Below are 21,938 nucleotides of genomic sequence, written 5' to 3' on the forward strand. Positions count from 1 at the left end.
TACACTTAAGGGCAACGGATCGCAACCGCGCCGGAATCCGCATCCGGCGACGGTTCCGCGTACCTGAGAAGAGACGCCCTATCCATATAAGGGCGTCGTCTTCTGCCGGCGGTAAGCCGGCAATCGGACGCGTGTCGATCCGTCACCCCTCAAGCAGCCCGATCGTCGGTTCGGTCCGAGACCGAAGCAGTCGGGGAACGGATGTAGTGCCTACCTCCGTGCCGGGGAACGGCCGGAGGGAACGTGGCGGCGTGCGCCACGTCGTTCGCATTAGTATCGAGTGCCGGGTACATATATAAGACCGTCGTCTCGAGTGACGTCTGGCCTACGTTGATCATTCTCGCGGTACCACCAACCAGCGACGGCTCGAACGGATATGGGCCGTCCCCGACGGGACGGCCCTGCCGGGACCACAGGGGGCTGGTTTTAGTCGGCTGGACGGTGGAGCGATGCGTATGGATTCGTCCCAGAGCCATCAGCCACCGAAAACAGCGCCGAGCGATCCGTTCGCCGACGGCGTCGACCGTCGCAGACTCCTCCGGTCGTCGGCCACCGCGGGGGCAGCGGTCTCACTGACAGCGTGTCTCTCCGAAGCTACCGAAGGCGACGCACGATCGCCGACCGTGTACGTGTTCAACAACGGCGATCGGACGGTCAGCGTCGTCGACGCCGAGGCCGACGAACGTCTCGAGACGACCTTCATCGGAACAACGGCGTCGTTTCCGGCAAACCAGTACGGAACGGGCGCGGACTCGACGTACGACGTGCTGTGGCTCAACGTCGACGGCGGCGTCCGCGCGTTCGATCAGCAGACGCTCAAGGAGTTGACAGCCGTCGAAACCGGCTACGGGTCGAATTACCCGAACCTGACGCCCGACGAGGAGCAGTTGCTCGTTGCCGCGGGCGGGACGACGACGATACCGCCCGAACCGGATCCGGCGTCGGAAACGCCGACGACCCACAGGTACGTCCGGGTCGACGCGGACCGAACGAGCGATGACTTCGGATCGGTAACCGGCGAAATCGAAACCGAGTACACGGGTCCATGCGACGTGACGCTCGGTCCCGACGGCGAGTACGCGTTCGCGGCCGAAATCACAAACGAAACGCTGGCAGTGCTTCGTGTCGATCCGTTCGAGGTCGCTACCCGGGTCGACGTGGGCGAGCCTGCCGACGACGGAAAGGTGTTGCCGTTCATGTGTACCGCCTCGTTCGACGGCGAGCGACTGCTCGTCGAGAACGGAGAGGGGGAACTCGGGCCCGATCCGGATGTCCCTCGCAACGGGTCGGAAAGTATCTGGGACGTCTCCGATCCGGAATCGCCGGTCGAACTCGAGCGCATCACACGCGACGGCGGGTTGCCAGCCATGCCGATCACGAGCGAGATCGGACCCGACAGCGAGGTAGCGTATCTCTTCACCCCAGACGCGGACGCCGTGACGGTGGTGGATCTCGAGGCGCAGGCGGTCGACCGCGAACTCGACGTGGGTGGGAGTTCGATCGCGGGCGCGTGGGGACCGCACCGGGAGAAACTGTACGTCCCGGTCCAGACGGCAAACCACGTGGCGGTAATCGATCACGCCCAGCGGGCGGTCGTCGAGACGGTCGACGTCGGCGAATCGCCGACGGGAGCCGTCGGCGGGATGGTTCGGCCGGACACGGACGCGACCCGGCGGGCCCTCGGATCGCTTTCGAACCTCGGTATCGACGTTGGGGGTCAGGAAGCGACCCACTGCCCGGCCGGGAACTGCTACTGCGGCTAGGGGCAGGTCTCGCGGACGACCGCAAACGGGGACGGAAGCCGATACGGTTTAGCGATCGAGGCCGTACGGCTACGCATGGATCGATCGGGATTCGTCAAACTCGCGGTCGTTGCGTTCGGGCTGGTCATTGCGAGTTTCTTCGTGCGCGGGTTCGGGCAACTCGTCCTCGGTCGGGACACTGCGGAACTGCTCCAGGCACCGTTTGCCCTCGTCGGGTTCGCCCTCCTCGTCTATCTCTTCGTCAGGGCGACGCTCGATGCGGTCGGAATCTGGGACGTCGAGAACCCGGACGCGTAGGCGGAAGGAAACCGTTTTTCGACCGCCGCGCGAACGCGGGTGTAATGAGTACGAGCATCGAGGTGCAGGAGATCGCCGACCTCGGGCCGGACGACCGCGTCGCGTTCTTCGAGCGCGATGCCGGCATCGAGGCAGTTCGGACGGACGTCCGGGAGATCGTCGAGCGCGTCCGCGAGGAGGGCGATGTCGCCGTCCGCGAGTTCACGAGCGAGTTCGACGACGTCGAGGTCGGCAATCTCGAGATCACCGACCAGTGCGAACGCGCACTCGACGAGATCGGCGACGACCGCCGCGAGGCAATCGAGACCGCAGCGGACAACGTCAGGGAGTTTCACCGCGCCCAGCGGCCGGAGGATTGGCGACGCGAGTTCGACGACGGCCGAGAGCTGGGCCGCCGGTTCCGCCCGCTCGAGCGGGTCGGGGTGTACGTCCCCGGCGGATCCGCCGCGTATCCCTCGAGTGCGATCATGGGGATCGTGCCGGCGGTCGTCGCGGGCGTCGACCACGTCGCGGTCGTGACGCCCCCGGCCGAGGAACTGAATCCGGTGACGCTGGCGGCGATTCACGTCGCGGGTGCGGACGCGGTCTACAGCGTCGGCGGCGCACAGGCGATCGCCGGACTCGCCTACGGGACCGAGACGATCACCCGGGTCCAGAAGATCGTCGGCCCCGGGAACAAGTGGGTCACCGCAGCCAAAGCCGAGGTCAGGGGTGACGTCGAGATCGACTTCCTCGCGGGCCCGAGCGAGGTCGTCGTCGTCGCGGACGAAACGGCTGATCCCGAACTCGTCGCGGCGGAGCTGGTCGCCCAGGCCGAACACGATCCGAACGCTTCGGTCGTCGCCGTTACCGACGACGACGAAACGGCACGGGACATCGCCGCCGCCGTCGACGAGCAAGCCAACGCGCGCGAGCGCGAACAAACGATAACCGATGCACTCGACAACGACGCAAGCGGCGTCTTGCTCGCCCGGTCGATGAGCGAGGCGATCCTCTTTACCGAGGAGTACGCCCCGGAACACCTCTCGATTATCGCCGACGACGACGAGTCGATCCTCGAGCGGATCGATAGTGCGGGCAGCGTCTTTCTCGGACCGAACACGCCCGTCGCTGCGGGCGATTACGCGAGCGGGACGAACCACGTCCTGCCGACCAACGGCGGTGCGCGCGTGACCGGCGGACTCTCCGTCGAGACGTTCCTTCGGTCGACGACGGTCCAGCGTCTCTCCGCGGACGGGCTGGCGGAACTCGGCGGGACGATCACGGCCCTCGCCGACGCTGAAGGCCTCGAGGCCCACGCCGAGAGCGTCCGCAAGCGACTCGACGACGAAAACCGGTGATCGACGACGCGGTCGAGGTGTAATCGGCTGCTACACCGCGGAATGGTGGCCTTACTAATGTAGCGAGTGCCGTTAGATAGATCCGTCCCGGAGTACGAACCGATGCAACCGCGTGAGGTCGATCCGACCGACGGTCGCGTCCTCGAGCGCAACTACGACTACGCACAGAAGAACGTCCGCCTGCTTTCGATGTGGTACGGCTGTGACATCGAGCGGATGCTCGAGTTGCTGGCACGGCACGACATCGAACTCTCGAGGAACGACAGGCTGCAGTTCGGATCCTACTATCGAGCAGCGCGCCGACGTTCGGCCCGGTCGGGCGAGTGAGTTTCACGGGCGGGCTGTCGGCCGGATCGACGACGGGGAAATCCCCCGGAGAGAACGTGGCAAGCAGGTTTCGGGGAACGGAGAGCGGTTCCGATGGCGTCACAGTTAACATCGTTGCGCCGGAAAGGGAACCTATGAGCACGGACAGCGTAGACGGCGGGCAGGCTGAGACGCGCCCCGAGATCGAAGTAACCGAAGACGCGGCCGAGCAGGCGCTCTCGCTGCTCGAAAACGAGGGGCTCGATGACGACGAAGCCGGGCTCCGACTGTTCGTTCAACAGGGCGGCTGTGCCGGGCTTTCCTATGGGATGCGGTTCGACGAGGAACCGGACGAGGACGATACGATCTACGAGCACCACGATCTACGGGTGTTCGTCGATCCGGCGAGTCTGAAGTACATCGAGGGGAGCATCCTCGATTACGAGAGCGGCCTTCAGGCCGAGGGGTTCCACGTCGAGAACCCGAACGTCGTCAGCGAGTGTGGCTGTGGCGAGTCGTTCCGGACGTAGCTAAGACCGACGACGCCGATCGCCCCGACTGTTCGTCTCGTTATCGCCTTCGTGAAGCCGAGTGGAAGGCTGGCGGTTACTCCTCGAGTTCGAAGGCCACGGTGACTTCCGCCTGATACTCGCGGTCCTCGACGCTGGCGAGTTCGACGCCGAGTTCGTCGATTTCGATCCAGTAGAGGTTCTCGAGGGTCGCCTCCGCACGATCGATAGCGTTGTCGGCCGCCGCGTCGAAGCTTTCGGGACTCGTTCCGATCAGGGTGATCTTCTTGAAGACCATCGCCCGTAGCGGTACACCGCCGTGGCTCTTGAATATATGGCTGTTGATAGCATGGGTCATTGAACGGGTGGGGCCGCTCCGAAAGCGGAGACGCCGTGGGCCGGTCCGCGTGAACGCTTTTGGGGATCCCCGTACCACGTCATGGCATGCCGGACGATATCGAACGCACCGTGTCGGGGATCGGAGAGTTGGCGCCGCCGGAACGAACGCTGATGGGTCCGGGACCGAGCGACGTCCATCCGCGCGTGCTGCGGGCGATGAGCACGCCGCTGGTGGGCCATCTCGATCCGGCGTTCGTCGAGCTGATGGACGACGTGCAGGCGCTGTTGCGGGAGGCGTTTCGGACCGACAACGAGTGGACGATCCCCGTCTCCGGGACCGGATCGGCGGCGATGGAGGCCGCGATCGGAAACGTCGTCGAACCCGGCGAGACGGTACTCGTTCCGACGAACGGCTACTTCGGGGGTCGAATGGCATCGATGGCACGGCGTGCGGGCGGCGACGTCGTCGAGGTCGACGCTCCGTGGGGTGAGCCGCTCGATCCCGGCGACGTCGCGGACGCACTCGCCGACCACGAGCCCGACGTCTTCGGGTTCGTGCACGCGGAGACCAGCACCGGCGTCTGCCAGCCGAACGTCGCGGAACTCACCGCGGCGGCCCACGATCACGACGCCGTGGTGATCGCCGACGCGGTCACCTCCCTCGGCGGGGTCGAGCTGCGCGTCGACGAGTGGGACATCGACGTCGCCTACGCGGGCCCACAGAAGTGCCTCTCCTGCCCGCCGGGGGCGAGCCCGCTCACGCTTTCGGACGCCGCCATGGACAAGGTCCTCTCGCGGGACGACCCACCCCGCTCGTGGTATCTCGACCTCTCCTTGCTCGAGGGGTACTGGGGGGACGACCGATCGTATCATCACACCGCACCGATCACGAACGTCTACGCGCTCCGGGAGGCGCTCCGGCTCGTCGCCGAGGAAGGTATCGAAAACCGGTGGCAACGCCACGAACGGCTGGCCGGCGCGTTGAAAGCCGGCATCGAGGCGATGGGTCTCGAGATGAACGTCCCGGACGAGTACTGGCTCCCGAGTCTGAACGCGGTCCGCGTTCCGGACGGGATCGACGACGGAGACGTCTGTACTGCGTTGCTCGAGCGCTACGACCTCGAGATCGCGAGCGGACTGGGCGACCTCGATGGCGACATCTTTCGGATCGGCTGTATGGGTCGGTCCGCACGGCCGGAGAACGTGATCTATACCGTGACCGCGCTCGGTGACGTCCTCGAGTCGATGGGTGTGGCCGTCGATCCGGACGCTGGCGTGACGGCGGCCCGACGAGCGCTCGAAAATTAGCCGCTTGTACCTGTATTAGGCCGATACTCGAGGTCCTGGCGGGGCACGTTCGACCTGATAGTCGTCCCCGTCGACGACGATGATCGCCCACTCGTAGTCCGGGTCGACGCTGGTGAGTCGGTCCTCGAGCGCATCGGCGTCCTCGGGCTGTGCGACGAAACAGTGAAAGTCGTCCGTCGAGGACGGTGGAAGCTGTCCCCGCTCGATGATCGTATTGACGTGGACGACTTTCCACGCTCGTTCGGCGCGAAACTCGGGACCGTTACCTTCGACCGTGTATCCAAGCTCTGCGAAGATCGACCTGGCCTGCTCGACGAGCCTCATGTTAACAGGACCCATTCAACACTGACTACGTGCGGAACCATCATAAATGTTGTTCCCGCGATGAGTCCGTGCAGTTCGGTCGAAAATCTCGAGTTAGGCCCGATAATGACGGTTTTTGTCCTCCCAGCAGCGGGATTAGTGGACGGTAATCACCTATTGCGGTGGCGTGACGAGCGGCTGGCGACCCTGCTACTCGTGGGCGGCGTCCCACTCGGTCGGTTTGCGGAAGTTCCCACACCGGTTGCATTTGATCCGCCCCATCGAGTCCATCGCGTTGTCGAAGCTGTCGCAGTTCGTACAGAACCAGCCGTACCGGCGATCGGCGTCCCGGGACTCGTAGGCGACGAGAAACGGCCCTTTCGACCCCGTGTCGCCGTCCGTGTCCGAGACGTATACCGTCACGCCCTCCTCGGTTTCGGTCGGTCGCATGTCCTCCTGTAGCCATGCCGCCGGTAAATGATTGTCCGTCCGTCTCGAGCATCATTCGGGGGAAAACGGAGGGAGGAACCGCCGGCATCGACACAGGTATGCTATCCTTACACACAAGCTCCGGCTACCTGAAACCTTTACCCGCGCGGGAACCGTTCGGTCGCGTAATGGCGCTGGTCGTGGTTCCCGTTCGATATCCGCTCACCAAACACTCGCGACGAACCCTCGAGCGGGCGATCGAAGTCGCGCGTGAGCGAGACGCAGCGTTGACCGTCCTTCACGTCGACCTCTATCAGAACGGGAAGAAAGTCACGCGAATCGACCTGAAAACCGCCGTCGAGCGAACGCTCGGTTCGCTCGAGAACGCTCGATACGTCGTTCGGACGGGCTTTCTCGTCGAGGAGAGTATCCTCGAGGAAGTGGCGGCCGAAGAGGCGGACGTCGTCGTCATCGGAAGCCAGCAGGCGAGTCGGCTGCGGCGGATCTTCCGGCGGTTTACCGACAATCCCGACATCGAACGGTATCTGCGGACACACCTCGACTGTGAGGTCATTAGGGTCGAAAGCGCACGCGCCTGAGGTTACTCGTTTTCGCCCGCCCCGCGGACGACGAAGACGGGAACCGAGGCGTTATCCACGACGCGTTCCGAAACGCTTCCCAGCGACGTTACCTTTTCTCGCGGGCTCTTCCCGCGGGTACCGATAACGATCAGGTCGATCCCCCGTTCATCGGCGTACTCGAGGATCGTCTTCGCGGGCGTCCCCTCACGGACGTGGCCGGTCGTCTCGAGTCCCGCATCGGAAGCCCGTTTTTCGACCTTTGCGATCGCTTCCTGCCCCTCTTCCTCGAGCGTGCGCTCGAGATCAGTGCTATCATCGGTGGCCGCAGCGGTGATGCGACTGTCGACGACGTACAGCGCGTGAATCGTCGCGTCGTTGGAAACCGCGATCGGAACCCCGTGGGCAAGCGTTTCGGAGATCGTTTCGCTGCCGTCGGTCGGAACGAGGATATCGTCGTACATCCGTCGATCGAGATCGTGTTCGGACGGGACGGTGATAAAATACGGCTCCCGGGCGTGAATTTGCAGCGCCATCGTCACGTCCGCCGTTACTGATCACCGGATTCGAACGACCGCTCTCCCGAGTCGACGGACGGATCCGACCGCAACCGGTCGGTGTCCGCACCGTCGACGGCCATCCGTGCGACGCCGCTCGAGTCGTCGAAGACGTGATGGCGGCGGGGGTAGGCGAACTCGACGTCGATATCCACGAACCGTTCCCGGACCGCACCCAGAACCGCCGATCGTGACATGGCCTGTTTGAAGGGATGGTCGACCCAGAAGTACAACTCGAGGACGATGCCGTTGTCCCCGTACTCTTTGATGGCACAGACCGGGGCTGCGGCATAGCGTGCACTGCCGATTCGGATGTCCGGGCCGCCGGTGATGACGGGATCGACGCTCCGTGCCGCCCGTTCGGCGTGTCGGCGCGCGGCTTCGAGGTCACTCCCGTACGTGATCTCGAACTCGACGGAGAGTCGCGTCCGTTCGTCCTCCGCGGAGTAGTTGATGACGTCTCGGGTGTGGATTTCGGAGTTCGGAACGACGATGAACGTGTTCTCGAGGGTGAAGATTTTGGTATATCGGATCGTGATGTCCTCGACGAACCCCCGGTGGCCTTCGTCGGTGATCTCGATCATATCACCGATCTCGTAGGGTCGGTCGGTGAGGACGAACACGCCGTTCACGAAACTGCTTACGAGCGGTGCGAGCACGACCGCCACGACGGCCGAGATGACGGTCACCGAGAGGAGGATCTTCGTGTTGCCGACGCCGAGGATGTTGGCGACGGCGGCGAGCGTTATCAGCAAGACGGCAGCCCTGACGCCTCGCAGGACGGTTCGGGTGACGCTCGGGCGTTCGATCCGTCTGGCGACGGTCCGACCGGCGAGGCGAACGACGAGTTTCGAAAGATACCACCCGATTACGAAGACCGCGACGGCGAGCGCGAGATCGATAAGCGAAGGAATCCGGGAGGAGACGACCTGATCGACGTCCGTGATCGTCTCCTGAAAAGCCCCGATCATGGCAACACACTCATGCCGGCAGTGGTTAAGGGTTCTGACCTGCTGTCCGTTCGGGACGACGATTACGACGGGAGAGTGTCCGTCCGCGCCGAACTGGGCGATCGATCGAATAACAACCCGATTTCGAAAACAGGTGCTACTCGGTGCATAATAAATCATTTACCCGCCGGGATCGTACGGCCGTATATGGCACCAGACGAACTTCGCTCGACCGTCGAGCGCGTCGGGGACCGATTCAACCTCGGCGAATACGAGATCGACGCCTACCTCACCGTTTTAGAGCAGGGCCAGCTTACCGCAAGCGAAATCGCGGATCGAACCGAGATCCCCCAACCCCGTGTCTACGACACCGTCCGTAGCCTCAGCGACCGCGGTCTGGTCGAACTTCGGGAATCCCGTCCGATGAAAGTCGTCGCCATCGATCCCGGGGAAGCGTTCGACGACGTCCAGAGCTCCCTAGAGCAGATGATCGACGAACTCGAGGCGCGGTACACGGCGCCGGCCCGGGATACGGAGGCCGTCTCGCTCGTCAAATCCCGGTCGACGATCCTGCGATACCTCGAGGAGGTCATCGACGCCGCGGAGTACGAACTCTCGTTGTCGTTGACGCCCGACCTGCTGACCCGGTTCGAGGACGAACTGAGCGCGGCCGTCGACGCCGGTGTCAGCGTCGACCTGATCGTGACGCCGGCGAGCGAGGCCCCCGATCCCGCGGAGTTCGACTACCTCGAAATCGCGACGACGGCCCGCGCTCGTCGCGGGATCACCACGCCGGTCGTTGCCGTCGCCGACGGCAACTACTCGGTGTACGCGACACAGGACGCCCTGCGGGACGATCAGGACCGGTACGGCGTCATCTTCAACCGGTCCGCGCTTGGCTTTCTGGTGTCCGGGTTCTTCGGGACCGTCCTCTGGACGACCGCAGAACGGACGCTCGGCGAGGACGGTCAACCCCGCTCGTACCCGCGAAAGTACGCTTCGATCCGGCGGTGCGTGAAAGACCTCATCGAGGCGGGCGGGGAGTTCTACGCCACGATCGAAGGGCGTGACGTCGAGGTCGGTGGGACACGCGTCGTTCGCGGCCGTATTCTCGACATCTCCTTCGAAGTCAGCGAGGAGGTCGCCAGCCTCACCATGGAGACCGAATCGGGCGAGGAGCTGACCGTCGGCGGTCGGGTCGCCGCACTGGAGGACATCGAGGCCCACGAGATCCACATCGGACGACACGAGCCGCCGGCCCTCGAGGACTAAGCTGTATTTGCGCGCGAACGTCCGATCGCCGGACGAAGTAATACTCGATTGTACCGGCACGGGATCCCGACTGTCCGTCGTAGTTACGTTCGTGCAAGCCAACCGATTAAGGCGCTGAATCGCGTGTGATTTCGCGGATGGGAGAAGAGACACCCCATCGTACTGGTGTGTCCCGTCGGTCGTTCGTGACGGCGTCCGCGTCGACGGCGGTCGGAGCAGTCGCGATCGCCGGCTGTGTCGGTCGCGGCCCGGGATCGAATACCGTCGTGATGACCGGTGCCACGGACTTCGAGGAGATCCTGCACACCGAGGCGGGGGAGCCGTCGGTACAGCAGGCGCTGTGGGATGCCGGCCTCGACGAAGAGATCAGAGTCGAGCTCCAGACGGTCGTCAGCGACTCGGTACAACGGATGCAAGAGGCCCAGTCGGCCCTGCAGGCCGGCCGCGCGCCGCCGGACATCCATATGATGGACACCGGCTGGACGATTCCCTTCATCCTCCGGGAGCAAACGACGAACCTGACCGAGGCGCTACCCGAAGGCGTCGTCGACCGGATCGAATCCAACTATCTCGACGAGGCCCTCGAGACGGCAAAACACCCTGAAACGGGAGCGATACACGGAATCCCGCTCTTTCCGGATTTCGGAGTACTGCTGTATCGACAGGATCTCATCGAAGAGGCCGGCTACGACACGAGTAGCTGGGGAACCGAGCCACCGTCCTGGGGGGAGTTCGCCGAGGCGGTGGCCGGAACGCGGTCGGAACACGGCCTCGATTTCGGCTTTACCACGCAAGCGGCAGCCTACGAGGGGCTCTCGTGTTGTACGTTCAACGAGGTCCTGTCGACGTGGGGCGGCAGTTACTTCGGCGGTACCGAGAACCTGTTTACGGCGGGTGACCGTCCCATCACCGTTACCGACGACTCGGCCCTCGATGCGATCCGTATGATGCGGGCGTTCATCCACGGAAGCGACGACGAACACGCCTTGGACGGGTATCCGCAAATCTGCCCGTCGGCGATCGTCCAGTGGTCCGAAGAGGAGTCGCTCGGTCCCTTCGCGAACGGCGACGCGGTCGCCCACCGGAACTGGCCGTTTTCGATCGCCGAGACCGGCGACGACGAGACGTTCGGTGACGACCTCGGCGTGACGACACAGCCCTTTGCGGTCCCCGAATCCGATACCGAATACGAGGGGGTCGGCGGAACCGCCGCCGCACTCGGCGGATGGAACCTCACGCTCAGCCCCTACACCGACCGCAGGGACCAGGCGCTGCAGGTTCTCGAGGCGTTTACCCACGACGAGGTCATGCTCACGATCTTCGAACTGCAGGGGTTCCTTCCGCCGAACCTCGAGCTGATCGAGGACGCCGATCCCGACGAGGTCGGGCCGGTGGCTCGCTACGTCGAGCAGATCCAGAGGGCGGGTGAGAACGCCGTCCCGCGGCCGGTAACGGACGTCTGGCCCGAACAGTCGGCGCTCATCTTTCAGGAGGTACACGCCGCCTACCGCGGGGCGAAAACACCGACGACAGCGATGAACGATCTGGCCGACCGCCTCGAACGAAGCGAATCGGAGGTCGCACAACAGCATGGCAACTGATACCGAAACCGGGCGCGACCGAACCGGCAACGCGGTCGTCAACTGGATGGAGGGGTTGAGCGAGGCCGCTTACGCGTACCTGCTGTTGCTGCCGGCGTTTGCCCTGTTGACGCTGATCGCGTTCTACCCGTTGCTCAGAACGTTTCTCACGTCGCTGCGCGAAGATCAAACCCGTGGAGCGGAACCGCTCGGGGGATTCGTTGGCATCGAAAACTACGTCGATATCCTCACGGGGAACGCGCGACTCGCGCGCCAGTTTCTTGACGTATCGGTGTCGGCCTCGTTCCCGTTCGTCGAATTCGGCGTCCCGATCTTTCAGCAAGCGCTGTTCGTGACGCTCGGGTTCGCTGTCATCAGCGTCTTCTTCGAGACGGTCATCGGGTTCGGACAGGCGTACGTGCTCGATCAGGACTTCCGAGGGCGGCGCTGGGTCCGCGTGGCGATTATCCTTCCGTGGGCCGTCCCGATCGTTATTCAGGGGATGATCTTCTTCCTGCTGTTTCAGCCCGAGGTCGGCTTCGGAAGCGATCTGATGCAGTGGCTGGGAATCTTCGGGGCCAACCCGCTTGCCGACAGCCGTGACGCCTTCATCATCATCCTCGTCGCCGATATCTGGAAATCCTCGGCGTTCATGGCGCTGCTGATCCTCGCCGGACTCCAGAGCGTCGACCGAAGCCTGTACAACGTCGCACGCGTCGCAGGGGCGTCGCCGTGGCAACGGTTCAAGCTGATCACGCTGCCGCTTGTGATGCCGGCACTGCTCGTCGCGATGTTGTTCCGGACGATGGACGCGATGCGCGTCTTCGGGTTGATCGAGTCGACCGCCGGCTGTACGACCGTTCCCTCGCTTACGTGTCTCGTCGTCGAGGCGATGTTCGGCGGCACCCGGATCTTCGCGACGGCCGCTGCCGTCGCGTTCGCGACCGCACTCGTGATCGGCCTGATCATCTCGGTGTACGTGTTCTTCTTCCGCGACACCGAGGGAGGACTCTACTGATGCACGACAGCGATCCCGACGATCGACACCCGAACCGCCAACGCGCACCCGGAGACGAGGGCTCGTCCCTCCCGGAACACTGGAACCGAACGCACCGACTGCCCGACGGCGGCCGATCGGCCGAACAGCCACGAAGCGGCGGACTGGCGGACGACGAACGCGACGCCGAGCTGGATCGGGGACCGTTCCAGCGATGGGTCGCCGCCGCTATCTCCGATCCCGAACGCGCCTATCGGGCGATGTTCTACACCGCGACGATCTTCTTCCTCGTGACGACGCTGTTCCCGTTTTACTGGCTGCTCATGGTCGCCCTGACGCCGGAAGGACGACAGCAGGACATCATCCTCACGCCGAACGGGTTCAACCCGGGTGCGTTCGTCGAGGTCTTTCAGGTCCTTCCGTTTCACTGGTACATGTTCAACAGCTTCGTGATCGCGACGGTCTCGACGGCCGTTGTGCTGGTCATCGGCAGCCTCGCGGGCTATGCGTTCGGGCGACTCGAGTTCCCCGGCCGAACCCCGCTGATGTTGCTCGTGCTGGTGATCTCGTTTTTCCCGCCGGCCGCCTTCTTCATCCCGCTGAACGACCTGTTCAACACCCAGTTTTTCGCGCTCGAGCCGATCACCGGGGACGGAACGCTCTACAACACCCCGGGTGCGATGGTGTTGCCGCTGTCGGCGATTTTCATGCCGCTTGCGATCTTCATTCTGACGACCTTCTACGCACAGATCCCCGACGGACTCGAGGAAGCGGCCCGTGTCGAGGGAACGACCCGACTGGGCGCGCTGTTTCGGGTCATCATCCCGCTGTCGGCACCGGGCGTGGCGACTGCGGGTGTATTGACCTTCATCGCCGTCTACAACGAGTTTTTCTTCTCGTTTCTGATGACCGACGGCCAACCGGAAAACTGGGCCCCGATCCTCGAGGGAATCCTCGGCTATCAGGGCCAGTACGAGGTGATGTATCACCTGATGGCCGCCTCGAGCATCATCGGCGTCATCCCGGTCGCGATCCTCGTGATCGTCGCACAGGAAAAGATCGTCAGCGGACTGACCGCAGGCGCACTCAAGGAGTAACCTATGGCACGAGTCAGACTCGAAAACGTCACGAAACGCTACGAAGACGTCATTGCAGTCGACGACATCAGCCTCGACATCGAGGACGGCGAGTTCGTCACCTTCGTCGGACCGTCGGGGTGTGGGAAATCCACGACGATGGAGGCGGTCGCGGGACTTACCCAGCCGACGGACGGCCGAGTGTTCATCGGCGACGACGATGTTACGACCCTCGCACCCAAGGACCGCGGGGTCGCGATGGTCTTCCAGAACATCGCGTTGTTCCCGCACATGGACGTCTTCGACAACATCTCCTTTGGCCTTCGGCTTCGGAAATACGACGACGAGGAGATCAGCCGGCGCGTCGAGCAGGCGGCCGACATCGTCCAACTCGAGGGCATGCTCGATCGGATGCCGGACGAGATGTCCGGCGGACAACGACAGCGGGTCGCGATCGCTCGCGCGATCGTTCGCAACCCGGACGTCTTCCTGATGGACGAGCCCCTCGCGAACCTGGACGCGAAGTTACGGGTCCACATGCGGACGGAACTGCAGCGACTCCACCGGGAGCTAGAGACGACGATCATCTACGTCACGCACGATCAGGCCGAAGCGATGACGATGTCCGATCGAATCGCCGTCCTCAACGAGGGGGAACTCCAGCAGATCGCGCCGCCGTTGACCTGCTACAACGAACCGGCAAACCTGTTCGTTGCGGGCTTTATCGGTTCTCCTTCGATGAACTTCGTCGACGGCGAACTGGTCGAGGAAGGAATACGGACGGACAACTTTACGGTCGAGTTCGACCACGGTATCGTTCCGGAAGCGGCCATCGGCGACGCCGTGACCCTCGGCGTCAGACCGGAGGACGTGCATCTCTCGGAGTACGCCGAAAGTCTCGCGAGTCCGACCGCACCGATCGATGCCCGAACGGACGTCTTGGAACCGATGGGCGATGAGGTCTTCGTCTACCTGTTGCTCGCCGAGGAGGAAACCCGATCGATGGAACAGGACCCCGCATCGTCGCCACACCAGTTGCTGATGAGCGTCACACCCGATACGGAGATCGGTGAAAACCAGCCCGTCGACGTCGTATTAGATCGATCGAAGATCCACCTCTTCGATACGGCAACTGGCGACGCGCTGGCCCACGGAATCACCGGCCCCTCCGGACGAGAACCCGGGACGACTGCGACCGAAGCGGATAGTTAACTCTCACAGTCCCGGCCTCGAGTTTCGAGACACCGCTCCGAGACGACGATCGGCCCGTGCCGTGGCTTGGACCGGCCGACCATTGTTTGGCAATGGACAAAAGGAGATCCAGTACGAAGATTCGATATAGCGATAACGAGTGTATCGGTCCGAAATCACACGCTCCCACCCGACACTCATCTATCGATGACACCACCCCGAACTGACATCAAAACCGGTATCGTCGGCCTCGGCAACATCGGTCACTACCACGCGGAGCGACTCCGCGAACTCGACGTGTCCCTTGCCGGCGGGATGGACGTCGCCGCCGAAGCGCGGACGCGCTTTGCCCGGCGCTACGATGTCGACGTCTACGAGGACCATCAGGAACTGTACGACACCGTCGACGCCGTCATCATCACGACACCGAACAAGTACCACGAGGAGTACGCCATCGATGCCTTCGAACGTGGGCTCCACGTCCTCCTCGAGAAACCCCTCGCACACTCCCTCGAGAGCGCCGAACGGATCGCCGAAGCCGCTGCCGGCGCCGACTCCCACTGTATGGTCGGGTTCAACAACCGGTTTGCGAACACGGTGCGGATCGTCAAAAACCGTATCGACCGCGGGGACCTCGGAACCGTCTCCCACATCGAGGCGAACTACGTTCGCCGGCGGGGAATCCCCGGCCGGGGGTCGTGGTTTACCCGCCAACGGATCGCCGGCGGCGGCTCGCTCATCGACCTCGGGGTCCACGCGATCGATCTCACGCTGTTTTTGCTCGATTACCCGGACGTCATGGCGGTAAACGGCGTGACCCGCAGCGAGTTCGGATCCGACGAGGAGTACGCCTATCTCGAGATGTGGGCCGACGACGCCGGTCCCGCCGGCTTCGACGTCGACGACTCCGCCAGCGCGTTCGTCCGGACGGCCGACGACCGAACGATCAGTCTCGAGGTCGCGTGGGCCACGAACCGGCCGGCGAATCACGAGTTCGTCGTCCGCGGGACCGGTTCCGCCGCCCGGTTCGATCTACTCGAGGGCGACCTCTCGTTTCACTCGGCGAGCAAGATCGGTCCCGACCACCTCGAAGATACGTCGATCGAAACGCGCCAGAACGACACCCACAGGGAAGAACAGCGGACGTTCTTCGATCGGATCGCCGCCGACGATCCCGACGACGACAGCATCGAACAGGCACTCGCCGTCCAGCGGATCATCGACGCGATCTACCGCTCGAGCGAAGAGGGCCGAACGATTCGGGTCGACGAGTGAACCGCATCCGCGTTCCCGTTCGCGTCGAGACGCTTTGCCCGCTATCGCGGCGTGCTCGTCCGGTTGACGCCCCCGATTTTATCCGCCCGGCCGTGGTCGACCCTTCCGTATGGACATCGGCGTACACACCCCGCCGCTGGCGGACGAATCGCTCGAGGGTGCGCTGTCCTTTCTCGACGATCAGGGCGTCGACGCGATCGAACCGGGGGTCGGCGGCCACCCGGGCGAGGACCACCTGTCCCGCGAGGAGTACCTCGACGACGAGACCGCACAGGAAGAGCTCGATGATCTCCTCGAGGCATACGGGATGCGGATCAGCGCGCTGGCGACCCACAACAATCCGCTCCATCCCGACGACGACCGGGCCGAGCGGGCCGACACCGAACTCCGCGAGGCCGTTCGGCTGGCTGGGCAACTCGAAGTCGGTGCAGTCACGTGTTTTTCGGGGCTTCCCGCCGGCGGACCGAACGACGCAGTCCCCAACTGGATTACGGCCCCGTGGCCACCCGAACACGACGAGGCGCTGGACTATCAGTGGGATCGGGCCGGCGAGTACTGGAGTGAACTGGCCGAGTTCGCCGACGATCACGGCGTCGATATCGCCATCGAAATGCACCCGAACATGCTGGTCTACGAACCCCACGGGATGGCTAGACTCCGTGACGAAACCGGCGACCGGATCGGCGCGAACTTCGATCCGTCCCACCTCTACTGGCAGGGGATCTCGGTCACCGACGCCATCCGGTACCTCGGCGAGCGGGATGCGATCCACCACGTTCATGCCAAGGATACCGGGATCTACGGGGCAAACGCCCGGGAAAAAGGTGTGCTGGATACGACGCCGTACGACGACGAACCGAACCGATCGTGGCTGTTTCGATCGGTCGGATACGGCCACGACGAGTCCCACTGGAAGGACATCGTCTCGACGCTGCGCATGGTCGGCTACGACGACGTCTTGAGCATCGAACACGAGGACTCCCTGACCAGTTCGCGCGAGGGTCTCGAGAAGGCGATCGACGTACTCGAGCGGGCGACCTTCGAGACGGAGCCGGGCGAGGCCTACTGGGCGGAGTAGTGGGTCAGCTACTCTTCGATCGGGCGAGTAAACGACTCGTCGGATGAGGACGGGTCGATCACGTCGACGCTGCCGTCGCCGTAAACGACGACGCGATAGCCTTCGTACTCGAACGTAACCCGTGAACCGGCGGCGCGGCCGGGGACGCGAGCGGGCGTTCGAAAGAGAGCATCGAGCGCAGTCGGGTTGACGACCGTGTACAGTGGATCGTACTCCGGCGGCTCGATTTCGGTCACGTCGACGCCCTCGTGATCCGCGATCGCTTCGATGATGGTCTGGGTCGGTGGCCCCTCTCCCTCGGGCGACGACGTGTCATGCGGAGAGGACATGCCGAAATCTAGGTGAGCAGACGGGATAAGTATGATGGCAGTTACTGACGGCGGCGACTGCGTGCGGTATGCGGTCGGAACTTCGATCGCTCACCGATGGACGAAACGGGGACGTTCAGTGTTCCGACTCGTCGTTCCGTGCCCGTTCGAGCGCTGCGATCGGTGCCCTTGCGAAGCCTGCGTGTAGACCGGGTCAGTCGAGTCGGCGATCGATGGAACGCCGGGTCGAATCGAGAGCGCCGCCGACGGTGTAGTTGGCTCCGACGTGGACGCTGATCAGGGCAAGTCCCGTCCCGGCGACGACGTCGGAGAACCAATGAATCCCGAGGTACATCGTCGAGACGACGACACCGACGGCGAAAACGCCGGAAACCGGGACCCACAGTGGATACTTGTCACGGGTGAGCCACGCGAGAAAGAACACCGTCATCGAGAGTGACGTGTGCAACGACGGGAAGACGTTCGTGTTCTGGTTTACCTGTGTCGTAAGCATCCCGGCTCGCGGAAACACGTCGTAGAGGAGCCCGTCGAACAACAGCGGGTCGAAGTTCCGCGGCCCGTAGGAGATAAAGAGGACGTAACAGACGAGCCCGAGCGCGTAGTTCACCGTAAACGCAAGCAGCAACGACTCCAGGTCGTCCATCTCATCGAGTGCGAAGTACGCGATGATCGGAAACAGAAGGAGAAACGCGTACCCGTAGATGTAGACGAAGACGAACACCGACGTGAGTTCGGGTGACTGAAACGACTGGAGCACGGCGACCGGATTCGCTGGAAAGAGCGTCCGCTCGAGTTCGAATAGGTGGGGCGTGATATTGTTCCCGAGGATCCGCCGTTCGATGCGGACGACGATATCCCCCGTCGACCACCGGAGTGTCAACACGAGAGCGAGCGCTACCAGCGGGAGGAAACACATCTCGAGTCGCCAGCGAAACTCCCGTAACGCGGCCGTGATTCGCCGCGGACCGACGATCACGAGCGTCGCCGTCACGAGCATCGTCGCGACGACGAGAGCGAGTTTCAGGACGATACCAGCGAAGGCCATACGGGTTACCGTCGGTGTACTCCTGCGAGACATTAATAGCGACCGGTATCGGTGTCGCTCGCGGGCGGTCCGATGATCGGCGACACCGGAGGCCCAAGCGATCAAACACATCGCAGGCAGCCGTCAGTGAAGCAACGCATCCTCGTCGTACCGGTACCCGGCCTCTTCGAACAGGGTCCGAACTCGCTCGGTATCGATCTCGCCGTCGGATCCCGGAAACGTCGCGATACGGGAGTCGACCGCTCGCTCCCACTGGTCGTCACGGACGCCGACGAGCGAGTTTCGTGTCGCCGCCGGGTCCGCGAACCCACCGAAGAACTCGGAGACGACGTGTTCACGATCGATCAACCGCGAGAGGATCCGCCGGAAATGGGGGTTTCCGAGGACGGGATGATGAAGGTTGTAGCCGATCATGTAAAACGAGCTCGTCGGGCCGGTGATCGTCGAGGTTCCCGGTACTTCGCGGATTCGGTCGGTCATCTCCGGCGGGACGTCGCTGCCGGTAATGTCGATCTCACCGTCCCGAAGCGCGTCGATCATCGCCCCCGCGTTCGGATCGACCCGGTATCTGAGCCCCGAGAACTGTGAAAACCCGTCGAGGATATCCGGTCTCTCGGCGACCCTGTCGCGGAAGACGTGGTCGTCGAACGGCTCGAGGACGAGTTCGGTAGCCGTGGCGTCGCCGAACCGGAAGAGCCCGGAGCCGATCGGCGCTTCGTTGTTGGTCACGAGCGCTTCCGTCCGGCGCTCGGCGACGACCGCCGACCGTGGCTCCCAGACGTGTTCGGGGAGAAGGGGGATCGAAAGGACGCGTGCCGCGGCCGGACGAGCGGTGCTTCCGAACGAGAGCTGAACGGTTCGCTCGTCGAGAACGGCGACGTTCTCGACGAGCGTCTGTCGACCCCGGTACCGCGGCGCGGGAACCCCGGCTTCGAGTTCGCCCAGCGACGTATCCCCCAAAAACCGGAGGGTGAAGGCGACGTCGTCCGCATCGAGCGAGTGGCCGTCGTGCCACGCGACGTCCGGGCGGAGCGTGATCGTCGCCCGTAGTCGGCCCGAGTCCTCCCACTCGATGTCCTCGGCCAGCCACGGAACGTACTCGTCGGCACCGCCACGGTACTCGTCGGTCCGGCGCGCGAGTGGATCGTACAGCAGTTCAAGCACGCCGTGGATTCTGTTACGATCGACCACGAGCGGATTCAGCCGCTCGGTCAACCCCTCCCCGTAGACGCCGACCGTGAGCGGTTCGTCGCGCGATCCATCGGCCGGTTCCCTCGAGAGGAGATCGATGTACTCGAGCGGTCGCCGCGGCGGCCTCGGCGCGTCGAGGGATCGCCTGACACCACCGATCTGGTGGGGGTACGCGACGACGGTATACGGGGCCGTTTCCTCGAGGAAATCGAAGAGTTCGGAGAGGTGATCGCGACGCTCGCTTCCGGTGGACGTTCGCTGGGACTGAAGGTAGTTATCGGCCGTGACGTTGGTGAAGTGAAACGGGTTTTGCCACCCTCGTTCGTTGACGAACTGCGAGTGGAGGAGTCCGCGAATCGCGTCGTACTCATCGAACCCGGGGTGTCTGAGAACGAAGACGTCGTAGTCGCCCTCGATGAGGACGTCCCGGTACAGTTCCGGCTCCGGCATCGGCTCGTGAGTCGTATCGATCCCCGCTTCCCGGAAGTTCTCCCGGAGCCGGCTCATGATCTTCGCGGCGATCGCGTCGTCGTCCGTTGGAACCGTCTTGATAGTGAGTTCGATCCGGTCGGGACCGGAGTTTTCGGCCCGCGACCAGAGTCGCTCCGAACAGCCGGCCAGCATACTGGCACCGAGACCGCTTGCACCCGCCAGCAACCGACGCCGTGTCATCGACGAAGCGACATCTTCCATACTGAGACCGGTACGCCACCACAGCGTATAGGACTTACTCTCGAGACGACAGCTCTCGCCCGACCCGCAGATTGATCGAAATCGCCGTTTCGATGGGGTCGCGGTGCGACAATCGGACCGGTTCGCGTATTACCGACCGCGTCTTTTCCATATTATTATAGTATGGAAATATATACTACGTAGTTCGGCGAATGTAATCGGTCGATGACGCTCTTTTCTTCGTTGGTATGTCGAGCATAACAATACACGGAGAGGGTGGTGGTGAAGGCGTGGTACCCGTTCCGACTCCGGCCGAACGGATCGGCGTCTGCGGTTCGGTCCCGTTCGCATCGGGGGACGGCCACGAGAGAGAACCATGAAGCTCGCACTCATCGGTTTCGGTCAGGCAGGTGGAAAGATCGTCGACGAGTTCCTGGCGTACGACGACGCGATCGACGGCGGCTTCGTCGAGGCGGCGGTCGCAGTCAACTCCGCGACGACGGATCTCAAAGGCCTCGAGAACGTCGCACGGAAGGATCGCGTTCTCGTCGGGCAGGCGCGCGTCAAAGGCCACGGCGTCGGTGCCGACAACGAACTCGGCGCACAGGTCACCGAGGCGGACATCGACGAGATACAGGGAGCGATCGACCGGATTCCGGTCCACGAAATCGACGCGTTCCTCGTCGTCGCCGGCATGGGCGGCGGTACCGGGTCCGGCGGCGCACCCGTCCTCGCGAAACACCTCAAGCGGATCTATACCCAACCCGTCTACGGGCTCGGGATCCTCCCGGCGACCGACGAGGGCGGGATCTATACGCTCAACGCGGCCCGCTCGTTCCAGACGTTCGTCCGGGAAGTCGACAACCTCCTCGTCTTCGACAACGACGTCTGGCGCAGCGCCGGCGAGTCCGTCGCCGACGGCTACGGGCGGATCAATCGCGAAATCGTCGAACGGTTCGGGCTGTTGTTCGCCGCCGGCGAGGTACAGGCGGGGGATCACGTCGCCGAAAGCGTCGTCGACTCCTCGGAGATCATCAACACCCTCTGTGACGGCGTCTCGACGATCGGATACGCGCGGGAAGGCGTCGAGACCAACGACGGGCTGTTGTCGACGCTCCGAGATACCGAGGAGTTCGACGAAGGCGCGGCGACGAACCGAATGACGAGTCTCGTTCGGAAGGCCGCACTCGGGCGACTGACGCTCCCGTGTGACGTCTCGAGCGCCAATCGCGGGCTCGTCGTCGCGACCGGACCACCCGAACACCTAAACCGGAAAGGGGTCGAACGGGGCCGCCAGTGGCTCGAGGACGAGACCGGCAGCATGGAGATCCGCGGCGGCGATCACCCCCGGCCGGGACGCGAGGAGGTCGGCGCGATCGTGCTTCTCTCGGGCGTGACGGACGTTCCGCGGGTCGATCAACTCCAGCAGGTCGCGATCGAGGCCCAGGAGACGACCGAGGCAGTACAGGCGAACGCCGAGGAGGAGTTTACGTCGCTTATGGATACCGGCGGAGAGATCGACGCGCTGTTTTGAGGCGGGCATCAGGCCTCAC

General features: G+C 63.7%; 23 protein-coding genes. 15 read left to right on the plus strand and 8 right to left on the minus strand.

Features of this window, described 5'->3' with window-relative positions; all coding sequences use genetic code 11:
- Positions 1 to 449: 449 nt before the first annotated feature.
- The 5 genes from TX80_RS11155 to TX80_RS11175 all read left to right on the plus strand — a co-directional run bounded on the left by TX80_RS11155 (position 450) and on the right by TX80_RS11175 (position 4,236).
- The gene (locus TX80_RS11155) at positions 450 to 1,763 is read left to right on the plus strand and encodes a YncE family protein (protein ID WP_394324882.1); all 1,314 of its coding nucleotides are present in this window, start codon (positions 450 to 452) and stop codon (positions 1,761 to 1,763) included.
- Between the two features lie 75 nt (positions 1,764 to 1,838).
- Positions 1,839 to 2,060 (plus strand): hypothetical protein, encoded by a 222-nt coding sequence (locus tag TX80_RS11160; protein ID WP_049923225.1) that lies wholly within the window; start codon positions 1,839 to 1,841, stop codon positions 2,058 to 2,060.
- Between the two features lie 44 nt (positions 2,061 to 2,104).
- Positions 2,105 to 3,400: a histidinol dehydrogenase gene (gene hisD / locus TX80_RS11165; protein ID WP_049923226.1), complete on the plus strand. Its 1,296-nt coding sequence runs from the start codon at positions 2,105 to 2,107 to the stop codon at positions 3,398 to 3,400.
- A gap of 102 nt (positions 3,401 to 3,502) precedes the next feature.
- A complete protein-coding gene (locus TX80_RS11170) occupies positions 3,503 to 3,727 on the plus strand; it encodes a hypothetical protein (protein ID WP_049923227.1) in 225 nt (74 codons plus the stop codon).
- Positions 3,728 to 3,861: 134 nt separating this feature from the next.
- The gene (locus TX80_RS11175) at positions 3,862 to 4,236 is read left to right on the plus strand and encodes a HesB/IscA family protein (protein WP_049923228.1); all 375 of its coding nucleotides are present in this window, start codon (positions 3,862 to 3,864) and stop codon (positions 4,234 to 4,236) included.
- A gap of 76 nt (positions 4,237 to 4,312) precedes the next feature.
- Here TX80_RS11175 and TX80_RS11180 read toward each other — a convergent pair whose 3' ends face one another.
- A complete protein-coding gene (locus tag TX80_RS11180) occupies positions 4,313 to 4,513 on the minus strand; it encodes a dodecin (protein WP_049923229.1) in 201 nt (66 codons plus the stop codon).
- Positions 4,514 to 4,659: 146 nt separating this feature from the next.
- Here TX80_RS11180 and TX80_RS11185 point away from each other — a divergent pair, with 146 nt between their 5' ends.
- The gene (locus tag TX80_RS11185; RefSeq protein ID WP_049923230.1) at positions 4,660 to 5,862 is read left to right on the plus strand and encodes a pyridoxal-phosphate-dependent aminotransferase family protein; all 1,203 of its coding nucleotides are present in this window, start codon (positions 4,660 to 4,662) and stop codon (positions 5,860 to 5,862) included.
- Between the two features lie 15 nt (positions 5,863 to 5,877).
- Here the strand turns inward: TX80_RS11185 and TX80_RS11190 are convergent, their stop codons facing one another.
- Both TX80_RS11190 and TX80_RS11195 read right to left on the minus strand, forming a co-directional pair.
- Positions 5,878 to 6,186, minus strand: coding sequence for a DUF7116 family protein (locus TX80_RS11190; protein ID WP_049923231.1), 309 nt, complete (start codon positions 6,184 to 6,186; stop codon positions 5,878 to 5,880).
- 189 nt (positions 6,187 to 6,375) lie between these two features.
- Positions 6,376 to 6,615, minus strand: a complete 240-nt coding sequence (locus TX80_RS11195) for a DUF5816 domain-containing protein (RefSeq protein WP_049923232.1) — start codon at positions 6,613 to 6,615, stop codon at positions 6,376 to 6,378.
- A gap of 167 nt (positions 6,616 to 6,782) precedes the next feature.
- Here TX80_RS11195 and TX80_RS11200 point away from each other — a divergent pair, with 167 nt between their 5' ends.
- A complete protein-coding gene (locus TX80_RS11200; protein WP_049923233.1) occupies positions 6,783 to 7,193 on the plus strand; it encodes a universal stress protein in 411 nt (136 codons plus the stop codon).
- A gap of 2 nt (positions 7,194 to 7,195) precedes the next feature.
- Here the strand turns inward: TX80_RS11200 and TX80_RS11205 are convergent, their stop codons facing one another.
- Positions 7,196 to 7,636 (minus strand): universal stress protein, encoded by a 441-nt coding sequence (locus TX80_RS11205; RefSeq protein ID WP_049924049.1) that lies wholly within the window; start codon positions 7,634 to 7,636, stop codon positions 7,196 to 7,198.
- Between the two features lie 86 nt (positions 7,637 to 7,722).
- Positions 7,723 to 8,700: a mechanosensitive ion channel family protein gene (locus tag TX80_RS11210; protein WP_081661579.1), complete on the minus strand. Its 978-nt coding sequence runs from the start codon at positions 8,698 to 8,700 to the stop codon at positions 7,723 to 7,725.
- A gap of 186 nt (positions 8,701 to 8,886) precedes the next feature.
- On the opposite strand from TX80_RS11210, the gene trmB reads away from it, so the two are divergent.
- The 7 genes from trmB to TX80_RS11245 all read left to right on the plus strand — a co-directional run bounded on the left by trmB (position 8,887) and on the right by TX80_RS11245 (position 17,148).
- On the plus strand, positions 8,887 to 9,951 hold the full coding sequence (trmB, locus tag TX80_RS11215; RefSeq protein ID WP_049923234.1) for an HTH-type sugar sensing transcriptional regulator TrmB: 1,065 nt from the start codon (positions 8,887 to 8,889) through the stop codon (positions 9,949 to 9,951).
- 137 nt (positions 9,952 to 10,088) lie between these two features.
- Positions 10,089 to 11,552, plus strand: a complete 1,464-nt coding sequence (locus tag TX80_RS11220; RefSeq protein WP_049923235.1) for an extracellular solute-binding protein — start codon at positions 10,089 to 10,091, stop codon at positions 11,550 to 11,552.
- On the plus strand, positions 11,542 to 12,549 hold the full coding sequence (locus tag TX80_RS11225) for a carbohydrate ABC transporter permease (protein ID WP_049923236.1): 1,008 nt from the start codon (positions 11,542 to 11,544) through the stop codon (positions 12,547 to 12,549). Before TX80_RS11220 ends, TX80_RS11225 begins: the two co-directional genes overlap by 11 nt.
- Positions 12,549 to 13,625 (plus strand): carbohydrate ABC transporter permease, encoded by a 1,077-nt coding sequence (locus TX80_RS11230; RefSeq protein WP_154658631.1) that lies wholly within the window; start codon positions 12,549 to 12,551, stop codon positions 13,623 to 13,625. The genes TX80_RS11225 and TX80_RS11230 overlap by 1 nt, the downstream gene beginning before the upstream one ends.
- Before the next feature lie 3 nt (positions 13,626 to 13,628).
- Positions 13,629 to 14,816, plus strand: coding sequence for an ABC transporter ATP-binding protein (locus TX80_RS11235; RefSeq protein ID WP_049923237.1), 1,188 nt, complete (start codon positions 13,629 to 13,631; stop codon positions 14,814 to 14,816).
- Between the two features lie 186 nt (positions 14,817 to 15,002).
- Positions 15,003 to 16,070, plus strand: coding sequence for a Gfo/Idh/MocA family protein (locus TX80_RS11240; RefSeq protein ID WP_049923238.1), 1,068 nt, complete (start codon positions 15,003 to 15,005; stop codon positions 16,068 to 16,070).
- Positions 16,071 to 16,179: 109 nt separating this feature from the next.
- Positions 16,180 to 17,148 (plus strand): sugar phosphate isomerase/epimerase family protein, encoded by a 969-nt coding sequence (locus tag TX80_RS11245; RefSeq protein ID WP_049923239.1) that lies wholly within the window; start codon positions 16,180 to 16,182, stop codon positions 17,146 to 17,148.
- 8 nt (positions 17,149 to 17,156) lie between these two features.
- Here TX80_RS11245 and TX80_RS11250 read toward each other — a convergent pair whose 3' ends face one another.
- The 3 genes from TX80_RS11250 to TX80_RS11260 all read right to left on the minus strand — a co-directional run bounded on the left by TX80_RS11250 (position 17,157) and on the right by TX80_RS11260 (position 20,406).
- Positions 17,157 to 17,477, minus strand: coding sequence for a HalOD1 output domain-containing protein (locus TX80_RS11250; RefSeq protein ID WP_049923240.1), 321 nt, complete (start codon positions 17,475 to 17,477; stop codon positions 17,157 to 17,159).
- A gap of 193 nt (positions 17,478 to 17,670) precedes the next feature.
- The gene (locus tag TX80_RS11255) at positions 17,671 to 18,522 is read right to left on the minus strand and encodes a phosphatase PAP2 family protein (RefSeq protein ID WP_049923241.1); all 852 of its coding nucleotides are present in this window, start codon (positions 18,520 to 18,522) and stop codon (positions 17,671 to 17,673) included.
- A gap of 123 nt (positions 18,523 to 18,645) precedes the next feature.
- Entirely contained in the window at positions 18,646 to 20,406 is a 1,761-nt protein-coding gene (locus TX80_RS11260) for an ABC transporter substrate-binding protein (RefSeq protein WP_049923242.1), read from the minus strand.
- Positions 20,407 to 20,761: 355 nt separating this feature from the next.
- Here TX80_RS11260 and TX80_RS11265 point away from each other — a divergent pair, with 355 nt between their 5' ends.
- Positions 20,762 to 21,919, plus strand: coding sequence for a tubulin/FtsZ family protein (locus tag TX80_RS11265; protein ID WP_049923243.1), 1,158 nt, complete (start codon positions 20,762 to 20,764; stop codon positions 21,917 to 21,919).
- Positions 21,920 to 21,938: the final 19 nt, after the last annotated feature.

It is taken from the genome of Halopiger djelfimassiliensis, assembly GCF_000455365.1.
Taxonomy (GTDB): Archaea; Halobacteriota; Halobacteria; order Halobacteriales; family Natrialbaceae; genus Halopiger_B; species Halopiger_B djelfimassiliensis.

Coding starts and splice junctions, on each gene's coding strand:
- TX80_RS11235 (WP_049923237.1), top strand. CDS start 13,629: ATGGCACGAGTCAGACTCGAAAACGTCACGAAACGCTACGAAGACGTC.
- TX80_RS11180 (WP_049923229.1), bottom strand. CDS start 4,513: ATGGTCTTCAAGAAGATCACCCTGATCGGAACGAGTCCCGAAAGCTTC.
- TX80_RS11170 (WP_049923227.1), top strand. CDS start 3,503: ATGCAACCGCGTGAGGTCGATCCGACCGACGGTCGCGTCCTCGAGCGC.
- TX80_RS11160 (WP_049923225.1), top strand. CDS start 1,839: ATGGATCGATCGGGATTCGTCAAACTCGCGGTCGTTGCGTTCGGGCTG.
- TX80_RS11205 (WP_049924049.1), bottom strand. CDS start 7,636: ATGTACGACGATATCCTCGTTCCGACCGACGGCAGCGAAACGATCTCC.
- TX80_RS11230 (WP_154658631.1), top strand. CDS start 12,549: ATGCACGACAGCGATCCCGACGATCGACACCCGAACCGCCAACGCGCA.
- TX80_RS11155 (WP_394324882.1), top strand. CDS start 450: ATGCGTATGGATTCGTCCCAGAGCCATCAGCCACCGAAAACAGCGCCG.
- trmB (WP_049923234.1), top strand. CDS start 8,887: ATGGCACCAGACGAACTTCGCTCGACCGTCGAGCGCGTCGGGGACCGA.
- TX80_RS11260 (WP_049923242.1), bottom strand. CDS start 20,406: ATGGAAGATGTCGCTTCGTCGATGACACGGCGTCGGTTGCTGGCGGGT.
- TX80_RS11175 (WP_049923228.1), top strand. CDS start 3,862: ATGAGCACGGACAGCGTAGACGGCGGGCAGGCTGAGACGCGCCCCGAG.
- TX80_RS11220 (WP_049923235.1), top strand. CDS start 10,089: ATGGGAGAAGAGACACCCCATCGTACTGGTGTGTCCCGTCGGTCGTTC.
- TX80_RS11200 (WP_049923233.1), top strand. CDS start 6,783: ATGGCGCTGGTCGTGGTTCCCGTTCGATATCCGCTCACCAAACACTCG.
- TX80_RS11195 (WP_049923232.1), bottom strand. CDS start 6,615: ATGCGACCGACCGAAACCGAGGAGGGCGTGACGGTATACGTCTCGGAC.
- TX80_RS11240 (WP_049923238.1), top strand. CDS start 15,003: ATGACACCACCCCGAACTGACATCAAAACCGGTATCGTCGGCCTCGGC.
- TX80_RS11225 (WP_049923236.1), top strand. CDS start 11,542: ATGGCAACTGATACCGAAACCGGGCGCGACCGAACCGGCAACGCGGTC.
- TX80_RS11190 (WP_049923231.1), bottom strand. CDS start 6,186: ATGAGGCTCGTCGAGCAGGCCAGGTCGATCTTCGCAGAGCTTGGATAC.
- hisD (WP_049923226.1), top strand. CDS start 2,105: ATGAGTACGAGCATCGAGGTGCAGGAGATCGCCGACCTCGGGCCGGAC.
- TX80_RS11245 (WP_049923239.1), top strand. CDS start 16,180: ATGGACATCGGCGTACACACCCCGCCGCTGGCGGACGAATCGCTCGAG.
- TX80_RS11185 (WP_049923230.1), top strand. CDS start 4,660: ATGCCGGACGATATCGAACGCACCGTGTCGGGGATCGGAGAGTTGGCG.
- TX80_RS11250 (WP_049923240.1), bottom strand. CDS start 17,477: ATGTCCTCTCCGCATGACACGTCGTCGCCCGAGGGAGAGGGGCCACCG.
- TX80_RS11210 (WP_081661579.1), bottom strand. CDS start 8,700: ATGATCGGGGCTTTTCAGGAGACGATCACGGACGTCGATCAGGTCGTC.
- TX80_RS11265 (WP_049923243.1), top strand. CDS start 20,762: ATGAAGCTCGCACTCATCGGTTTCGGTCAGGCAGGTGGAAAGATCGTC.
- TX80_RS11255 (WP_049923241.1), bottom strand. CDS start 18,522: ATGGCCTTCGCTGGTATCGTCCTGAAACTCGCTCTCGTCGTCGCGACG.